General features: G+C 39.5%; 14 protein-coding genes and 1 tRNA gene. 9 read left to right on the top strand and 6 right to left on the bottom strand.

The features are described 5' to 3' along the window. Positions 1 to 43: 43 nt before the first annotated feature. Both IA57_RS05580 and IA57_RS05575 read right to left on the bottom strand, forming a co-directional pair. Complete coding sequence (locus tag IA57_RS05580; protein WP_036120393.1) at positions 44 to 427, bottom strand: hypothetical protein; 384 nt, start codon at positions 425 to 427, stop codon at positions 44 to 46. Continuing rightward, positions 424 to 639 carry an integrase core domain-containing protein gene (locus tag IA57_RS05575; protein ID WP_051881006.1) on the bottom strand — a complete coding sequence of 72 codons (216 nt, stop codon included), beginning with the start codon at positions 637 to 639 and terminating at the stop codon, positions 424 to 426. Before IA57_RS05575 ends, IA57_RS05580 begins: the two co-directional genes overlap by 4 nt. A gap of 190 nt (positions 640 to 829) precedes the next feature. On the opposite strand from IA57_RS05575, the gene IA57_RS05570 reads away from it, so the two are divergent. Together IA57_RS05570 and IA57_RS05565 are read left to right on the top strand one after the other, a co-directional pair. Continuing rightward, positions 830 to 1,756: a PfkB family carbohydrate kinase gene (locus IA57_RS05570; RefSeq protein ID WP_036120390.1), complete on the top strand. Its 927-nt coding sequence runs from the start codon at positions 830 to 832 to the stop codon at positions 1,754 to 1,756. A gap of 93 nt (positions 1,757 to 1,849) precedes the next feature. Next, a complete protein-coding gene (locus IA57_RS05565; protein ID WP_036120387.1) occupies positions 1,850 to 3,748 on the top strand; it encodes an amidophosphoribosyltransferase in 1,899 nt (632 codons plus the stop codon). Positions 3,749 to 4,244: 496 nt separating this feature from the next. On the opposite strand, the gene IA57_RS05560 is transcribed toward IA57_RS05565, so the two are convergent. Then, positions 4,245 to 4,853: a superoxide dismutase gene (locus IA57_RS05560; RefSeq protein WP_036120385.1), complete on the bottom strand. Its 609-nt coding sequence runs from the start codon at positions 4,851 to 4,853 to the stop codon at positions 4,245 to 4,247. A gap of 138 nt (positions 4,854 to 4,991) precedes the next feature. On the opposite strand from IA57_RS05560, the gene IA57_RS05555 reads away from it, so the two are divergent. The 5 genes from IA57_RS05555 to IA57_RS05535 all read left to right on the top strand — a co-directional run bounded on the left by IA57_RS05555 (position 4,992) and on the right by IA57_RS05535 (position 14,087). After that, entirely contained in the window at positions 4,992 to 8,138 is a 3,147-nt protein-coding gene (locus tag IA57_RS05555) for a UvrD-helicase domain-containing protein (protein WP_036120382.1), read from the top strand. A 24-nt stretch (positions 8,139 to 8,162) separates the two neighbouring features. Further along, the gene (kbl, locus tag IA57_RS05550) at positions 8,163 to 9,356 is read left to right on the top strand and encodes a glycine C-acetyltransferase (protein WP_036120379.1); all 1,194 of its coding nucleotides are present in this window, start codon (positions 8,163 to 8,165) and stop codon (positions 9,354 to 9,356) included. A gap of 126 nt (positions 9,357 to 9,482) precedes the next feature. After that, on the top strand, positions 9,483 to 10,841 hold the full coding sequence (locus IA57_RS05545) for an OmpA family protein (protein ID WP_036120377.1): 1,359 nt from the start codon (positions 9,483 to 9,485) through the stop codon (positions 10,839 to 10,841). A gap of 65 nt (positions 10,842 to 10,906) precedes the next feature. Then, positions 10,907 to 13,648: a PD-(D/E)XK nuclease family protein gene (locus tag IA57_RS05540; protein WP_036120374.1), complete on the top strand. Its 2,742-nt coding sequence runs from the start codon at positions 10,907 to 10,909 to the stop codon at positions 13,646 to 13,648. 217 nt (positions 13,649 to 13,865) lie between these two features. Next, positions 13,866 to 14,087: a hypothetical protein gene (locus tag IA57_RS05535; RefSeq protein WP_036120371.1), complete on the top strand. Its 222-nt coding sequence runs from the start codon at positions 13,866 to 13,868 to the stop codon at positions 14,085 to 14,087. 80 nt (positions 14,088 to 14,167) lie between these two features. On the opposite strand, the gene IA57_RS05530 is transcribed toward IA57_RS05535, so the two are convergent. After that, a tRNA-Ala gene (locus IA57_RS05530) sits at positions 14,168 to 14,241 on the bottom strand. A gap of 61 nt (positions 14,242 to 14,302) precedes the next feature. Then, the gene (locus tag IA57_RS05525) at positions 14,303 to 15,100 is read right to left on the bottom strand and encodes a universal stress protein (protein WP_036120368.1); all 798 of its coding nucleotides are present in this window, start codon (positions 15,098 to 15,100) and stop codon (positions 14,303 to 14,305) included. A gap of 137 nt (positions 15,101 to 15,237) precedes the next feature. On the opposite strand from IA57_RS05525, the gene IA57_RS05520 reads away from it, so the two are divergent. Both IA57_RS05520 and IA57_RS12655 read left to right on the top strand, forming a co-directional pair. Continuing rightward, positions 15,238 to 16,572 carry an MATE family efflux transporter gene (locus IA57_RS05520; RefSeq protein ID WP_036120365.1) on the top strand — a complete coding sequence of 445 codons (1,335 nt, stop codon included), beginning with the start codon at positions 15,238 to 15,240 and terminating at the stop codon, positions 16,570 to 16,572. A gap of 25 nt (positions 16,573 to 16,597) precedes the next feature. Further along, on the top strand, positions 16,598 to 16,765 hold the full coding sequence (locus IA57_RS12655; protein WP_169738982.1) for a hypothetical protein: 168 nt from the start codon (positions 16,598 to 16,600) through the stop codon (positions 16,763 to 16,765). Between the two features lie 86 nt (positions 16,766 to 16,851). Here the strand turns inward: IA57_RS12655 and IA57_RS05515 are convergent, their stop codons facing one another. Next, a complete protein-coding gene (locus IA57_RS05515) occupies positions 16,852 to 17,493 on the bottom strand; it encodes a 2OG-Fe(II) oxygenase (RefSeq protein WP_036120362.1) in 642 nt (213 codons plus the stop codon). Positions 17,494 to 17,534: the final 41 nt, after the last annotated feature.

Raw genomic sequence — 17,534 nt, 5'->3', positions numbered from 1 at the left:
AATTAAGCCGCAATGGGCTATACATATTGTTATGGGCAAATTTTTATCTTGGGTCTGTCCAAACAACACCGATAGTTTCAAGGTCAGCAAGAAGGTTTATACAAGTTGTGCCAGGCCCGTTCCAAACATATCTGCAAACCTCTTCACATTGATTGTTATAGAACACTAATGGAAGATCAAGTATAACTTCATGGTTGAATGAATAGACAGGCACTCCTTGATAAATAGATTTAACAATATGTGCCCTAGTTGGTTCATCAGGCGGATTGCTCATAATCAGGTTGTACTCAAAGATATCGTTGCTCAAAAGGCACTCTGGAAAAGACAAGTCAGGTTCTTCTTCAACTGTAGGTTCGGGTCTATCATCGTCCTTGTTGCAGGCCAACAATAGAACAAATATCCAAGAAACTAAAATTATTTTTTTCATTTTGTCTTGTCCTGAAATAGGTTAACCATTTTTGGGGTGCTTAAATTTAGACTCCAATGCGTTCTAAAGTTATTGTAAGTAAATATAGCCTTTTTAGTCATTTTTTGAGCTAGTTTGGTGTTTTTAATGGTTTGTTTTAATCCATATTCATACTTAAGGGTTTTGTTAATGCCTCTATTAGAAGAATAAATGAGTCCATCAATGTTCCTCACAAGATATAAAGCGTAGTTTAAAGCCCTCACACAACCACTAAGTCCCAACCCCAAAAACCCTCATAAACACTTCTTTAGCTATGAAAAAACCATAAACCAGGCTGTTAGTAAAAGACACACACACAAATAATTATTATCGTGTACTTCGTTAAAAAACCCCTATATTTGCAAAAAAATTACAACACGATATATGAGCAAATTAGTTATCGTAGGTACCGTGGCCTTCGACGCCATAGAAACCCCTTTTGGCAAAACCGATAAAATATTAGGAGGCGCCGCAACCTTTATTGGATTAGCAGCTTCCCAATTCGATATCGATGCCGCAGCTGTATCAGTCGTAGGAGGCGATTTCCCACAAGACTACCTAAACATACTACAACAAAAAAACATCAACATTTCTGGTATAGAAATCGTAAAAGAAGGCAAAACCTTCTTCTGGAGCGGACGCTACCATAACGACATGAACACCAGAGACACCATAACCACAGAATTAAATACCCTAGCAGATTTTAACCCCGTAGTCCCTTCAGCATATAAAAATGCCGACTATGTTATGCTAGGAAACCTCCACCCCCTAGTACAATTAAGCGTTCTGGAGCAAATGGAAAACAAACCGAAACTAGTGGTGCTAGACACCATGAATTTCTGGATGGACAACGCCTTAGAAGACCTGCACGACGTTATTGGTAAAGTAGACGTTATTACAATAAACGACGAAGAAGCCCGCCAGCTTACAGGCCAACACTCTTTAGTGGTAGCCGCTAGAAAAATACACGAAATGGGGCCCAAATACGTGGTTATAAAAAAAGGCGAACATGGCGCCCTACTATTCCATGACGACAATGTGTTTTACGCACCAGCCTTACCACTAGAAGAAGTTTTCGACCCAACGGGAGCAGGCGATACCTTTGCCGGCGGATTTATCGGGTTTTTAGCAAAAACAGACGACATCTCTTTTAACAACATGAAACAAGCTGTAATTTACGGTTCGACCCTCGCGTCTTTTTGTGTTGAAAAATTTGGAACAGAGCGCATGCAACAACTCTCGAAAAACGAGATCTTTAAACGCTTACAAGAATTTAAACAATTAACGCAGTTCGACATAGAACTCGCATAAGTACAAACGCGCCCAAATTGGGCGCGTTTTAATTTATATATTAATTTTATTACGCGGTACAGCACAACCCGCAACAACACAACAACACATATTATGAGCGACGCACTAAAACACGAATGTGGCATTGCACAAATTAGACTCCTAAAGCCCTTAGAGTTCTACAAAGAAAAATACGGCAGTGCCTTTTATGGGGTAAACAAAATGTACCTCATGATGGAAAAACAACACAATCGCGGTCAGGATGGTGCCGGTTTTGCCAGCATTAAACTAGACACCCAACCTGGCGAACGCTACATAAGCCGTGTGCGATCTATTGCGCAACAACCCATTCAGGATATTTTTGGGCAAATAAACCAACGCATCAACAAAGAACTTACAGAACACCCAGAATACGCCAACGATGTCGCACTGCAAAAACGCCACATCCCTTACATTGGTGAAGTGCTTTTAGGGCATGTGCGCTATGGTACCTTCGGAAAAAATAGCGTAGAAAGTGTACATCCGTTTTTAAGACAAAACAACTGGATGCACCGCAACCTTATTGTTGCCGGAAACTTTAATATGACCAATGTAAACCAACTTTTCGATAGGTTGGTCGAACTGGGACAGCACCCAAAGGAAAAAGCCGATACCGTAACCATTATGGAGAAAATTGGGCACTTTCTGGACGATGCCGTTTCTAAAATCTATAAAAAACTAAAAAAAGAAGGCTACAGCAAGCACGAATGCTCACCACTAATTGCCGACCGCTTAAATGTTGCCAAGATTCTTAAAAAAGCATCTAAAGACTGGGACGGCGGCTATGCCATGGCCGGCCTGTTAGGACACGGCGATGCGTTTGTGCTTCGCGATCCCGCAGGAATACGCCCCGCATACTACTATAAAGACGACGAAGTGGTAGTGGTCGCCTCAGAACGCCCTGTAATTCAAACCGTATTTAATGTGGCCTTCGAAGATGTAAAGGAACTCGACCCTGGGCATGCCATTATCACCAAAAAATCTGGAGAAGTCGCCATCAAAAAAATTATCGAACCCCTAGAAAGAAAAGCCTGCTCCTTCGAGCGCATTTACTTTTCAAGAGGTAGCGATGCCGAAATTTACCAAGAACGCAAACAACTGGGTAAACTGCTTATGCCTAAAGTGCTACAAGCCATAAATAAAGACACCCAAAATACCGTGTTTTCCTATATTCCAAATACTGCAGAAACCTCGTTCTTTGGAATGATAGAAACCGTAGAAGAGCACTTAAACCAAAAGAAAACACAAGCCATCTTAGATGGTAACGGGCAATTATCGGCAGAAAAGGTAAAAGAAATCCTTTCCGAAAGACCACGCATTGAAAAAATAGCCATAAAAGACGTTAAGCTTCGCACCTTTATTACCGAAGATAGCAGCCGAGACGACTTGGTGGCCCACGTGTACGATGTAACTTATGGCGTAATAAAACCTACCGACAACCTGGTTATTATAGACGATAGTATTGTAAGAGGTACTACCTTAAAGAAAAGTATTATTAAAATGATGGACCGCTTAAGTCCTAAAAAAATAATCGTAGTCTCCTCTGCCCCACAAATTCGCTATCCAGACTGTTACGGTATAGATATGGCTAGGCTAGAAGACCTTATAGCCTTTAGGGCCATGCTGGAACTACTGGAAGAAAACAACAAATACCACATGGTAGAAGAGGTTTACCAAAAATGTAAAGCCCAAGTAACCCTAGAGGACAAAGATGTGAGAAACTTTGTAAAAGAGCTGTACGCGCAGTTTACAGACGAAGAGATCTCTGATAAAATCGCCCAGCTTATTGCAGACGAAACCGTTAACGCCAAGGTAGAAACTATTTTCCAACCGGTAGAAAACCTCCACAAGGCCTGTCCTAAAAACTTAGGCGACTGGTACTTTACAGGAAACTACCCCACCGCTGGTGGCAATCGGGTTGTTAATAGGGCCTTTATTAATTTCTTTGAAGGCAATAAAGAAAGAGCCTATTAATCAATAAGTTAAATATGCAGTTTATCCTACAAATCGACCTTTTTAACTAAAAAAAATGCCGTTCATCTGTTTTTTTGATATTTATTGATGAAGAAGATTTACCTTAGTACTACCATAACATAAGTAGGTTAAGTTCATGGTAGATTTGGGGCAAAAAAAGGTGAACTTTCGTTCACCTTTTTTTATTTTAAGCCCCCTTAAAAAGTCCAACTTCTTGCTAATTAACCCAAAAACATTCCCTTCAGCCTAATTTATACGCCATTCATCCATTTTTTTGTTCTCATAAGTATTTCCTCGTATATATTTGTTACCACCATAACATAAGTAGGTTAAGTTTATGGTAGATTTGGGGCAAAAAAGGTGAACTTTCGTTCACCTTTTTTATTTTACCACCTTTTGTTACAACGTCATCTTTGCTGTTTTTAATTCCTTCAAATAAAAAAGCAAACCAAAATGGTTTGCTCTTTTAAAATACAATACAAGGTATCTTTATAATCTATTTTGCTTGAGCGTAACGACGCTCTACTTCATTCCAGTTAATAATGTTAAAAAAGGCTTCTATATAGTCTGGTCTTCTGTTTTGATAGTTTAAGTAGTACGCATGCTCCCAAACATCCAATCCTAAAATAGGTGTCCCTCCACAACCAATACCTGGCATTAAAGGGTTATCTTGGTTTGGTGTTGAACACACTTCTACCTTCCCGCCTTCATGAACGCATAACCAAGCCCATCCCGATCCAAATTGGGTCGCGGCAGCCTTGCTAAACGCATCTTTAAACGCCTCAAAAGACCCATAAGCAGCCTCAATAGCATCTTTTAAATCACCCGACAAACGTCCTTTTCCTTCTGGGTTTATAACCTCCCAAAATAAGGTGTGGTTGTAATACCCACCACCATTGTTTCTAACAGCAGCATTGGCCATATCTAAATTGCCCAAAATATTCTCTATGGTTTTGCCTTCTAAATCGGTTCCGGCAATAGCATCGTTTAGCTTTGTTGTATATCCGTTGTGGTGTTTTGTATGGTGTATTTCCATGGTACGTGCATCAATGTGTGGCTCTAACGCATCGTAAGCATATTTTAATTGTGGTAATTCAAATGCCATAATATTTTTGTTTTTAAATGATTAAATTAATTTCTACTTCAAATTTAACGATTATTAGACACTTTCCATAAAATGGAAATAATTAATTGTTATGAAGTGATTGATTGTTTTTATCTTGTACCAAATTATCATAGCCTTATGACGCATCGCGAAGCATTTACCATATACAATGCCTCTGCCGGAAGTGGCAAGACCTTCACCTTAGTTAAAAATTATTTGCGCACGGTTTTAGAGGCCAAAAGCCCCCTTGCATTTAAGTCGTTACTGGCTCTTACCTTTACCAATAAGGCGGTTAACGAAATGAAGTCTCGCATAATCGATACGCTAAAAACGTTTTCCAACCCAAGCATCGTTCAGGAAAATCACCCCATGTTTACTGCCCTGTCACAGGAGCTAAACTTAAGTCCATTGGCCCTACACCAAAAAGCCAAAGTGGTACTGCATAAAATGGTGCACAACTATGCAGCTTTCGATATTTCGACCATCGACAAGTTTAACCACAAACTGGTTAGAACCTTTGCTCACGATTTAAAGCTGCCCGTAAATTTTGAAGTAGAACTAGACACGCCATACGTGCTGGGCAAAGCCGTAGACCAACTTATAGACAAGGCAGGCAACGATCAAGCCTTAACCAAGGTTTTGGTAGATTTTGCCATTGAAAAAGCCGATGACGATAAAAGCTGGGACATCGCCTACGATTTTAACAACATGGCCAGATTGCTTGTTAGCGAAAACGACCTTAGCTATTTAAACCAAATAAAACACAAGTCGTTACAAGATTTTTCAACCTTAAAAGGGCTCCTTAAAAAAGAACAACAGCAAAAAAAAGCGCTTATTATTAACACGGCACAGCAAGCCCTTAACCTTATTGATACCGAAGGCATTACCCATAGTGATTTTTATGCAAGCTACCTGCCCAAGTTTTTCACCAAAATTGCCACTGGCGACTTTAACGTGGGGTTTACCGCCGGCTGGCAAACCAAACTCACCGAAGGCGACCCTCTATATCCTAAAAAGGTAACAGAAAACACGGCACAAACCATAACAAAAATACAGCCACAGCTAGCCCTTTTATTTAACCAGATAAAACAGCTTATCGCCCAAGAGAGCTTCCTTAAAAACAGCTTAAAAAACATTACACCGCTTTCGGTATTAAGTGCCATAAGCCAAACATTGGATGAGATAAAAGCCGAAGACGACCTGTTGCTAATTTCAGAGTTTAATACCATCATTCACAACGAAATCAACCAGCAGCCAGCCCCTTTTATCTACGAACGCCTTGGTGAAAAGTTTCGCCACTTTTTTATTGATGAATTTCAAGACACCTCCATCTTGCAATGGCAAAACCTAGAGCCTTTAATCGCCAATGCCCTATCGGGCGAAAATCTTAAAGGTGAACGCGGTTCCCTCATGCTGGTTGGCGATGCCAAACAGGCCATTTACCGTTGGCGTGGCGGGCGTGCCGAACAGTTTATAGACCTGTATAATAAAACAGCAAACCCCTTTCAAACCGAAATATCGCTGGAACAACTAGCGTTTAATTACCGCAGCACGAAAACCATTGTTGCGTTTAACAACCACTTTTTTCAGCATATAGCTAACCTCGCCTTTTCTAACCCAAGCTATCAGGCCATATACCAAGCAAGCGAACAACAGGTTGTTAACCACGATTCAGGCTATGTTGAACTAACGTTTTTAGACACCAAAAACGAAGACCCCTACCTATTACACTGCCAAAAAACGCTGGACCATATTAATCAGGTTACCAGCCAAGGGTTTCAATGGGGCGACATTTGCATTATTACCAGAAAAGGAAAAGAAGGTGTGGCTATAGCAACCCACCTAACCAATGAAGGGATTGACGTTATCTCTTCAGAATCGTTATTGTTATGCCATTCTAAGGAGGTTAATTTTATGGTAAACATGCTGCAGCTTAGCCTTCAGCCAAAAAACAACGAAATTAAACTTGCCGTTCTCTTATTTTTAAGCGACCACCTTAACCACGGTAGCGAGACGCATGTTTTTTTAAGCCACTTTATGGCCCTGCCGCCAAAAACACTTTTCGGCGAGTTAGCCAAGTACCATGTTCACTTTAATTTTAACACCTTTACTAGCCTACCCATTTATGAGGCTGCCGAAAGCATTGTAAGAGGATTTAGCCTAAACGAACAGGCCAATGCCTATGTGCAATTTTTCTTGGACGAAATTTTAGACTTTTCGCAAAAGCACCATGCCAACATTTCGGGCTTTATAGAACTTTGGGAACGCAAAAAAGATGCCCTTAGCATTTCTGCCCCCCAAGATGCCAATGCCGTACAGATTATGACCATTCACAAATCTAAAGGTCTGGAATTTCCTATTGTGATATTTCCTTTTGCCAATCAGGACATCTATTTTAATAAAAACCCAAAAATCTGGTTCCCCATAGACGAAGCCACCTACGGGTTTCCTTATATGTACATTAATAAGAATAATGATTTAGAAACCTATGGCGATGTAGGCAAACAACTATTCGAACAATACCAAGCACAACTAGAACTAGATACCATAAACTTACTTTACGTGGTTTTAACCAGAGCTGTTAAGGAGCTGTATGTTATATCAGAGCTCGATCTCGACAAAAAAAATCAGGAAAATTTAAAGAAGTATTCGGGATTGTTTATTCATTATTTAAAATCAACCCAGCAGTGGCAAGATTCGCAAGCCACCTACACCTTTGGAGCCCCAACCAAAAACCATGTTGCCCCTAAAAAAAACACAACCACAACCCTAACACAATTTATCTCGACCCCACGGGAAGAACTGCAGCTTAACATTTTAACCAATGCCGGTTATTTATGGGATACCCCACAAGAAAACGCTATCGAAAAAGGAAACTTAGTTCATAACATCATGGCTAAAATTAACACCAAAGCCGATGTAGAACAAGCCTTTAATCAATATTTAGATCACGGAAAAATAACAGAAACACAAGCAAAAGACCTTAAACCACTCATCTTAAAAATTGTCGACCACAACAAACTACGCCCATTCTTTACAGAAACGTTAACCCATTACAACGAACGCGACATTATCTTAAAAAACGGCAGAATTGTAAGACCAGACAAAATAACCATTAACAAAAATAAAGAAGCCGCTATTATAGATTATAAAACAGGTGCCGAAAAACCCGAGCACCTTAACCAAATTACCACATACCAATACACGCTTGAAGAAATGGGATACTCCGTTGTGAAAAAAATACTCGTTTACATAAACCAAGAAATTACAATAAAAGAATTATAACTTTGCAAAAAACATAACACCATCATGTACGGAAACATAAAAACGTATTTGCAGGAAGAACTGCAAAACATAAAGGACGAAGGACTGTTTAAGGAGGAGCGCATTATCACCTCATCTCAAGGCGCAGAAATCACCCTTAACACCGGAGAAAAAGTACTTAACTTTTGCGCCAATAACTACCTTGGCCTAAGCGACCACCCAGAGGTTGTTCAAGCAGCGAAAGACACCATGGACACCCACGGCTTCGGCATGTCGTCTGTGCGTTTTATTTGTGGCACACAAGACATCCATAAAACCTTGGAAAAGAAAATTGCCGATTTTTATCACACCGAAGACACCATTCTTTACGCAGCTGCTTTCGATGCCAACGGTGGGGTTTTTGAACCTCTTTTAACCAAAGAAGACGCCATTATTTCCGATTCGTTAAACCACGCCTCTATTATTGATGGGGTACGGTTGTGTAAAGCGGCCAGATACCGCTACCAAAACAACGATATGGCCGATTTAGAACAACAGCTTATCGCTGCAAATGAAAATGGTGCCCGCTTTAAAATTATTGTTACAGATGGGGTATTCTCTATGGATGGCCTAGTTGCCCCTTTAGATAAAATTTGCGATCTAGCCGATAAATACGATGCCTTAGTGATGATTGACGAATGTCATGCCGCCGGATTTATAGGAAAAACCGGTCGAGGAACCCTAGAAGACAAAAACGTCATGGGCCGGGTAGACATTATTACCGGAACCCTGGGCAAAGCCTTAGGCGGCGCCATGGGTGGCTACACAACTGGTAAAAAGGAAATTATAGAAATGCTTCGCCAGCGCTCTAGACCATATTTGTTCTCAAACTCTCTGGCACCTGCAATTGTAGGAGCCTCTATAAAGGTTTTCGAAATGCTTTCTGAAAACACCGCTTTAAGAGACCAATTAGAATGGAACACCAACTACTTTAAAAAAGGCCTTAAAGATGCTGGTTTTGATATTATTGATGGCGACTCGGCCATTGTACCCGTTATGCTGTACGATGCCAAACTATCGCAAACCATGGCTAACATGCTACTAGAAGAAGGTATTTATGTTATTGGGTTCTTTTACCCTGTAGTGCCGAAAGAAAAAGCCAGAATCCGTGTTCAACTATCTGCAGCCCATAAAAAGGAGCATTTAGACAAAGCCATTGAAGCTTTTAAAAAAGTTGGCAATAAATTGGAAATCATTTAATTTTTTGGCGGGATATCGCCAGATTTTAGTGCAAATATTCAATATTTTTCTATATTTGTCTTTGTTAATAATATTTAACAACTTACTTTTGCTTACAATTAACACTTAAAAATTAAATTTTTGAATATGAAAAATCTTAGCAGATTATTGTTCGCGATGTTGCTTGTTTTTGGCTTAAGCAATGTTAATGCGCAAGATGAAAACAACCCTTGGGCCATTAGTATTGGGGTGAACGCTGTGGATTTCTATCCAACTGGCGAAGACGCTCCTCTTGGTGGATATTTTGACGAATACTTTAACGCGCCAGACCACTGGAACGTATTACCTTCACTTTCTAGCATATCTGTTGCAAGATATTTAGACAGTGGCTTTAGCTTAGGCGTAACAGGATCTATCAACAAAATTGATAAGTTTGGTGATGCAGAAGCTAACGATTTATCATACTATGGTATTGATGGAACAGTAAAATATAGCTTTTCTCAATTATTAAACACAAAAGTTGTTGAGCCTTTCTTAGGTGTTGGCGGTGGTTATACTTGGGTTGATGAAATTGGCGCTGGTACTTTAAACGGTACACTAGGATTAAACTTTTGGTTATCTGAAAACATTGGATTAAACTTCCAAAGTGCTTACAAGCATGCTTTCGAAGATTACTTAGCGACACATTTCCAACATACTGCTGGAATTTCATTTAGATTTGGTGGAAAAGACACTGACGGTGACGGCATTTACGACAAAGACGATGCTTGTCCAGAAGTTGCTGGTTTAGCTGAATTTAACGGTTGTCCAGATTCTGACGGCGACGGTATCGAAGACGGAAAAGACGATTGTCCTAACGAAGCTGGTTTAGCTGAGTTTAACGGTTGTCCAGATGCTGACGGTGACGGTGTTGCTGACAAAGATGATAACTGCCCAACAGTAGCTGGTGAAAAAGCTTTAGCTGGATGTCCAGATGCTGACGGTGACGGTATTGCTGATAACGATGATAACTGTCCTAACGAAGCTGGTCCTGCTGAAAACAACGGTTGCCCATGGCCAGATAGCGACGGTGACAGCGTTTTAGATAAAGACGACCAATGTCCAGATGTTGCTGGTACTGTAGCTAACAACGGTTGCCCAGAAGTAACTGAAGAAGTGCAAAAAACACTTAACGCTTATGCTAAGACCATCTTATTCGACACAGGTAAAGCATCTATTAAATCTGAGTCTGAAAAAGTGTTAAGCGATATTATCGCCATCTTAAACGAATACCCAACAGCTAAATTTACTGTTGAAGGACACACTGATAGCGTTGGAAGCAGCAAGCTTAACCAAGGCCTTTCTGAAAAACGTGCCCTTTCTGTAAAAGAATACTTAGTAGCTAACGGTGTAGATCAGTTTAGATTATCTTCAATGGGCTATGGTGAAGACAAGCCTATCGACACTAACAGCACTAGAGCTGGTAGAGCGAACAACAGAAGAGTTGAAATTAACTTAGTAAAGTAATAAGTTAGTTAAAATATAAAAGCAAAAAACGCTCCGGTTATCGGAGCGTTTTTTATTTTTATAATATGATAAGTTTTCTTGAAGACGTAATAATAGATTTAAAAAAACAAGGCCTAAATATACCAGACCTTACTTTTGTACTCCCCAGCAAACGCGCCGGGATATTTTTAAAACATACCCTACACAAACATGTAGAGGGCGCTTTCTTTTCGCCCGAAATAACATCCATAGAAAGCTTTATCGAGTCGCTTTCAACCTTAGAATACATCTCCAATACAGAACTTTTTTTTGAGTTTTACGAAGCCTATCTAAAAGTTACTCCAAAAGAACAGATAGAACCTTTCGATTCCTTTTATAAGTGGGCCCAACGCCTATTACAGGATTTCAACGAAATAGACCGCTATTTGGTACCGCCAGATAAGATTTTCAACTATCTGAGCGCTATTAAGGAAATAGAACTCGACCATTGGTCCTTAGAGGAAAACCAAACACCCTATATTAAAAATTATTTGGATTTTTGGAGCCGGTTAGGCAGTTACTATCACGCTTTAACAAACAGGCTTACGGCAAAACAAAAAGGTTACCAAGGCCTGGTTTATAGGCAAGCTGTAAACAACCTAGAGCACTACATAGCCACCTTAAAAGGTAAAACCATTGTTTTTGTAGGCTTTAATGCCTTAAACAAAGCCGAAGAACTTATTATACAAGAACTGCTTCAACAAGATCTCGCTCAAATCTATTGGGATCTAGACCAGCATTTCTTTACCGATACAATTCACGATGCAGGACACTTTATAAGAACACACACCAACACTTGGCCGTACTTTAAAAACAACCCACTTAATTGGATTTCTAACCATTATTCATCCCCCAAACAAATACAAATAACGGGGGTTCCTAAAAATGTGGGACAGGTTAAATATATTGGAACCCTTTTAGATGAACTAAACCTAAAACAAGGCCTAAAAAATACAGCTGTTGTTCTGGGTAACGAGTCCTTACTCATCCCCTTGTTAAATGCTTTGCCTAAAACCATTAATGGCATTAACATTACCATGGGACTGCCTCTTGTACAAATTCCGTTGGCATCGCTGTTTGAAAAGCTCTTTAGCATTCACAAATCAACATCTAAGGCCTTTTACTACAAAGATGTGGTGGCCATTCTATCGCATGAATACATAAGGCCATTGTTTCAAAAGAACGATACCAATGCAGCCGATAACATTATAGAACAAATACAGCAAAACAACATTATTTCTATAACACGCGATGAAGTAACTGCGCTAGCTCCCGAAAATGAAACCATACTGGGTTTACTATTTAAACCCTGGAACGAAACCCCTCTTGTAGGCCTTCAAAACTGCAAAGCCCTTATTCAAGAAGCAAAACGCCACCTTAATAAAAACAAAAGCAAAAATCTATTACAGCTCGAGTACCTGTACCGTTTTAATGAAATTTTTAACAGCCTAGAGACGCTTATTGGAAAACACGACCACATACAATCGACACAAACGCTTCACAGCATGTATAAGGAGCTTATTAAGCAAGATACATTAGATTTTCAAGGTGAGCCTTTACAAGGGCTGCAAATTATGGGCATGCTGGAGTCTCGGGTTTTAGATTTTGAGACCGTTATTATTGCGTCTGTAAACGAAGGCATCCTGCCTGCAGGAAAAAGCCAGAATTCGTTTATCCCTTTTGATGTGAAAATTGAAAATAACCTCCCTACCTATAAAGAAAAAGATGCTGTTTACACCTATCACTTTTATAGGCTGTTGCAACGCGCAAAACAGGTTTACATCCTTTACAATACCGAACCCGACGTGTTAAATGGTGGCGAAAAAAGCCGGTTTATCACCCAATTGGATATCGAAAAGGTACATGAACTAAACGTTCAAACCGTAACACCAGTGGTGCCGCCTATAAAAGAGCACCTCATTGAAGTGGCTAAACACCAAACAGCTCTTAGCAGGCTTAAGGAAATTGCCCAACGTGGCTTTTCACCTTCTTCGCTTACCAACTACATGAGAAATCCATTGGATTTTTACGCCCAAAAAATTCTGAGTATCAAAGCATACGACGATGTGGAGGAAACCGTTGCCGCAAACACCTTAGGGACCGTACTACATAACACACTGGAAAAATTATACAAACCATTTGAAGGTGCTTTTTTAAGTGAGAAAATGGTTTTGGACATGACCAGTAAGATAGACCATTTGGTGCAACAGGAATTTAAAGAGCTGTTTAAAAAAGGCAACACCTCAACAGGAAAAAACCTAATTATCTTCGAAATTGCCAAACGTTATGTTTATAATGTGCTCAAGGAAGAAATAGCGTGTTTAAAAGAAGGGCATCAAATTAAGATTATCGCCATAGAACAGGAACTAAAAACCCCTATTAACGTTCCCGGTTTAGACTTTCCTGTGTTTTTAACAGGTAAGGTTGACCGTGTAGATGAATTTAATGGCACCCTGAGGATCATTGATTATAAATCTGGAAAAGTAGAACCCGGTCAGCTTAAAATTAACCATTGGGAAGAGCTCACAACAGATTACAACAAATACAGCAAGCCGTTTCAATTATTGGCCTACGCCTTTATGATAGCTGCCGAAACCCCGTTTTCAGGCCCTGTTACGGCGGGCATTATTTCCTTTAAAAACCTCAGCAAGGGAGTTATGGCCTTTCAGGACAACAAAGACCCACTAATTACCCAAGCCACCTTACAAGCTTTTGAAGAGCAATTAAACACGCTTATTTTAGAACTGTTTGACCCTAACATTCCATTTAAGGAAAAACCCATAACCTAAACATGGTTTATTTTTTAAATTATATGGTATAAACCGCTTCAAAAGAAAAGCAAATATGGTGCGCCTCCTAACTGGGCGAGTCTCTGCCCTTGAATGAATTCAATTCCCTAATTCCTGAAGTGTTCCAAACACAACTTAAGCGATCTTTTTTTATTAAATGGCTTGTTTAAAAAGGATTATTAAACTACTTTGGTATGCTAACTAACTTAACCTAACCATGCAACACAAAGTAATTCTGGTGCTTTTGGCACTTGTATTTGCGTTCTTTTTAACCTCAAGCAATACCTCAAAAGTTTATATCTGCACAGGCAACTACAGCAAGAAATACCACTACAGCAACACATGCAGGGGCTTGTCTAATTGCAAAGCCGCCATTAAAGGCGTTTCGCTAGAAGAAGCCAGAAACAAAAACAGAACCCTTTGCGGCTGGGAAGATTAATCCCTTTTTTACGTGTATGCAGCTTTTAAGGCATAAAAAAACGCAACCAATTAATAATTAACTGATTGCGAGTTTTTAAGTGGAGCATATCGGAGTCGAACCGATGACCTTTTGGCTGCCAGCCAAACGCTCTAGCCAGCTGAGCTAATGCCCCTTTTAGAGAATGCGAAAATACTACTTTTCTGAAAATAACACATGTTTTTGTATTAAAAAATTTATTTCAGCCCGCTTAAAACCAACACGGGAAAGTTAGGGCTGTTAAAATCCTTCTTCAAAATGATATTTTTCTCCCAAAGTTTGGTAAAAAAACCGCGCCTTCTACGAACTACACACAATAAGTCTGGGTCGTTTTCTTTGTGATGCTCTAAAACCCCTTGAAATGTCGTGGCATTTTCACTTTTAGTAACCTTGGTGACCATTTGGGCCAAATCTGTATTCAAATCAAAATCGCCTTCCTTATAGTAGGGTGTTTTCACCAACAACAGCTTAAGAATGGCTTTAAATTGGTTTTGAATAGCCTTTAGAGGCTGCAAAGCATCGGCTTGTTTAATATGTGCCGACTTTAAAGCCATCAAAATATAAATAATAGGCTTAAACACGTACCCTTCGGGGACAATAAGTGCCGGGATGTTGGTTTTCTTAATTATTTTCCCCGAGGTCTTTCCTAAATAAACTTCCTCTTTAATGGATGTTGTTCGCGGCTCGATTAAAATTAAGTCTATGCTAAACGTCTTACAAATTGTTGAAATGGTCTCCGTTAGTTTTCCTTTAAAGGTTTTTACAACAACCTCTACGCCTTTCTTGTTTACTTGGTCTACATGCTGTTGCAAAAAGGCCAAGCTTTCACGTTCTAGAATTCGGTCTACCTGAAGCATGGTTCCTGCCTTTGTATACACATTATACACCTGAACCACATAAACTTTTGCGCCAAAAGCCTTAGCAAAGTCTATGGCGTATTGCAAATGGCTTATCGCATTGGCAGATGCCCCAACAGGAACTAAAATATTCTTCATAATCTAAAATTGTAATGCCCTGCAAAAGTACACATAAAATTCATTTTGAATAAAAAACAAAAAACCAGAAAAATCACGACCTTAGCCGTTGTAATAGGGTAAACCGTAAATCGCCCCGCTTTTGGGGTTCTTTTTTCTTGAGTACAGATATAAGCATAAAAAACATTAACCGTTTGGCCATTCCCGCACTTATTGCAGGAATATCTGAACCCATACTCTCGTTAACCGATACTGCCATTGTTGGCAATGTTGATACAAACGCCACCGAAGCACTTGCTGCAGTTGGTATTGTAACCACCTTTTTATCAATGCTGATCTGGGTATTTGGGCAGACACGAAGCGCCATTTCATCTATAATTTCACAATACCTCGGCGCCAATAAACTTAATGAGGTAAAGTCGCTCCCCGGCCAGGCCATTGTTATTATTCTTGCTATAAGCTTATTTATTATTTTTACCACATGGCCAATCTCTAACCATATTTTTAAACTATACAACGCCTCTGGTTTAATATTAGACTATTGCGTAACCTACTACAACATTAGAATTTTCGGATTTCCCTTTACCCTATTTACCATAGCTGTATTTGGGGCGTTTCGTGGGTTGCAAAACACCTTTTATCCCATGATTATCGCAGCCATAGGAACCATTACCAATATTATACTGGATGTTGTTTTGGTTTATGGCATAGAAGGCGTTATTCCTGCAATGCACATTAAAGGCGCTGCTTATGCCAGTGTAATAGCACAACTGGTTATGGCTGTTGTTGCCGCTGTTTACCTTTTAAAGAAAACCCCCATTCCTTTAAAAGTAAAACTCCCTTTTAACAAAGAGATAAAACGGTTTACCGTTATGGTGCTTAATTTATTTATACGAACCATTGCCCTTAACGTCACTTTATATTTTGCTAGTGCCTTTGCCACAAGTTATGGCGCCGAATATATTGCCGCCTATACCATTGCCATTAACATTTGGTTTTTTGGCGCATTTTTAATCGATGGTTATGCTAGCGCTGGAAACATCCTATCGGGAAAATTACTGGGCGCCAAGCGTTATGATGCGCTTATTGGCTTAAGCAATAAACTAATTGTTCATGGGGTGCTTGCCGGACTTGCCATTGCGCTTTGCTTTGGCTTGTTTTATTATCAGATTGGAGAAATTTTTACCAACGATCCAGCTGTTTTAACCCAGTTTTACAAGGTGTTTTGGGTGGTTTTGGCCATGCAGCCACTATGTGCCCTAGCCTTTATTTTTGATGGTATGTTTAAGGGCCTAGGCAAAATGAAATACCTTAGAAACCTACTGCTGTTTGCTACCTTTTTGGTGTTTCTGCCAATATTGTTTGGCCTTGACCAATACGGTTATAAACTAAATGCTATTTTTATTGCCATGATTTTCTGGATTATGGCTAGAGGCTTTCCGCTTATTATAAAATTTAGAAAACTCTTTTTACCGTTAGCACAAAAACGGTAACTTTGTTACCCTTACAACATAAGCTATGTTTGCACTACTACAACAAGTCGATATTGAAGAAAAAATAAAAAACGCCCCCGACAGCAGTTACGAAATTGGCGTGTTTATTGGTACCATGCTGCCATTTGTGGTACTGGTTGCTATTGCTTATGTTATTTATAGGTATAACAAAAATAAAATGAACAAAGATTAATTATGGGAAATAGCCTTTTCTTACTTTTAGCCGTTGTATTAATTGTTATTTACTTTTACAACCGTTACCGAGGCCGCAAATAGCCGTTATCTGGTTTTTAGCCAACCTGTAATGCTTAATCTTTTAGTATTTACAGGCTTTACTTCGTGTTCTAAAATCTGGCTTTCAAAAATAACCACGCGCCCGGGAAACGGGTAAATTGCCTTAGGAACCTCAATCCCATTTCGGTTAAGATACAACACCAATTCGCCCCCATTTTCTGGCTGCCAAGATTCGTGGTTTAAATAACACACCACAGATAGCTTTCTTCTGTCGTCGTTTTGAAACGTATCGATATGGCGCTTGTAAAAAGTACCTTGGGGGTATATGGCATAATGGAACTCCTTATAAAGGATTCCCATAAAACAGGTTTGGTTTAAATACGTGATTAAGCTGTTTATTTTATTAAAAAAAAGCCCTTCGGCGGCATTGACCTTGGTTTCGTCTATCCAAAAAATATGATCGCCACGTATGGTTTTAACAACGTTTTCATTAACCTTATTTCCTATGGCTGCTTTTTTAAAAGCATCATCGGCCTGCTTTTCCAACAAGGCGTCTCTCAAGGCCGCAACCTCTTCGTCATTAAAAAATGTTTCAACAATACTAAACTGTTGCTGCTGCAAGTCCGAAATAATTTGTTCGTACTGCGGATTTTCAACAAAATCCAATTGCTCAAAAAGCTCGCTCATAAACTAAAACCACAAAACGTGCGTAAATGTAATTTAAAATC

It is taken from the genome of Mangrovimonas yunxiaonensis, assembly GCF_000733475.1.
Classification (GTDB): Bacteria; Bacteroidota; Bacteroidia; order Flavobacteriales; family Flavobacteriaceae; genus Mangrovimonas; species Mangrovimonas yunxiaonensis.
Note: the sequence above shows the minus strand (reverse complement) of the source record. Positions and strands in the feature narration are given on the sequence as shown.

Excerpts from the sequence above, each read along its gene's own strand:
- IA57_RS05535 (WP_036120371.1), top strand. The coding sequence starts at position 13,866 with ATGCAACACAAAGTAATTCTGGTGCTTTTGGCACTTGTATTTGCGTTC.
- kbl (WP_036120379.1), top strand. The coding sequence starts at position 8,163 with ATGTACGGAAACATAAAAACGTATTTGCAGGAAGAACTGCAAAACATA.
- IA57_RS05555 (WP_036120382.1), top strand. The coding sequence starts at position 4,992 with ATGACGCATCGCGAAGCATTTACCATATACAATGCCTCTGCCGGAAGT.
- IA57_RS12655 (WP_169738982.1), top strand. The coding sequence starts at position 16,598 with ATGTTTGCACTACTACAACAAGTCGATATTGAAGAAAAAATAAAAAAC.
- IA57_RS05565 (WP_036120387.1), top strand. The coding sequence starts at position 1,850 with ATGAGCGACGCACTAAAACACGAATGTGGCATTGCACAAATTAGACTC.
- IA57_RS05560 (WP_036120385.1), bottom strand. The coding sequence starts at position 4,853 with ATGGCATTTGAATTACCACAATTAAAATATGCTTACGATGCGTTAGAG.
- IA57_RS05570 (WP_036120390.1), top strand. The coding sequence starts at position 830 with ATGAGCAAATTAGTTATCGTAGGTACCGTGGCCTTCGACGCCATAGAA.
- IA57_RS05540 (WP_036120374.1), top strand. The coding sequence starts at position 10,907 with ATGATAAGTTTTCTTGAAGACGTAATAATAGATTTAAAAAAACAAGGC.
- IA57_RS05525 (WP_036120368.1), bottom strand. The coding sequence starts at position 15,100 with ATGAAGAATATTTTAGTTCCTGTTGGGGCATCTGCCAATGCGATAAGC.
- IA57_RS05580 (WP_036120393.1), bottom strand. The coding sequence starts at position 427 with ATGAAAAAAATAATTTTAGTTTCTTGGATATTTGTTCTATTGTTGGCC.
- IA57_RS05515 (WP_036120362.1), bottom strand. The coding sequence starts at position 17,493 with ATGAGCGAGCTTTTTGAGCAATTGGATTTTGTTGAAAATCCGCAGTAC.
- IA57_RS05545 (WP_036120377.1), top strand. The coding sequence starts at position 9,483 with ATGAAAAATCTTAGCAGATTATTGTTCGCGATGTTGCTTGTTTTTGGC.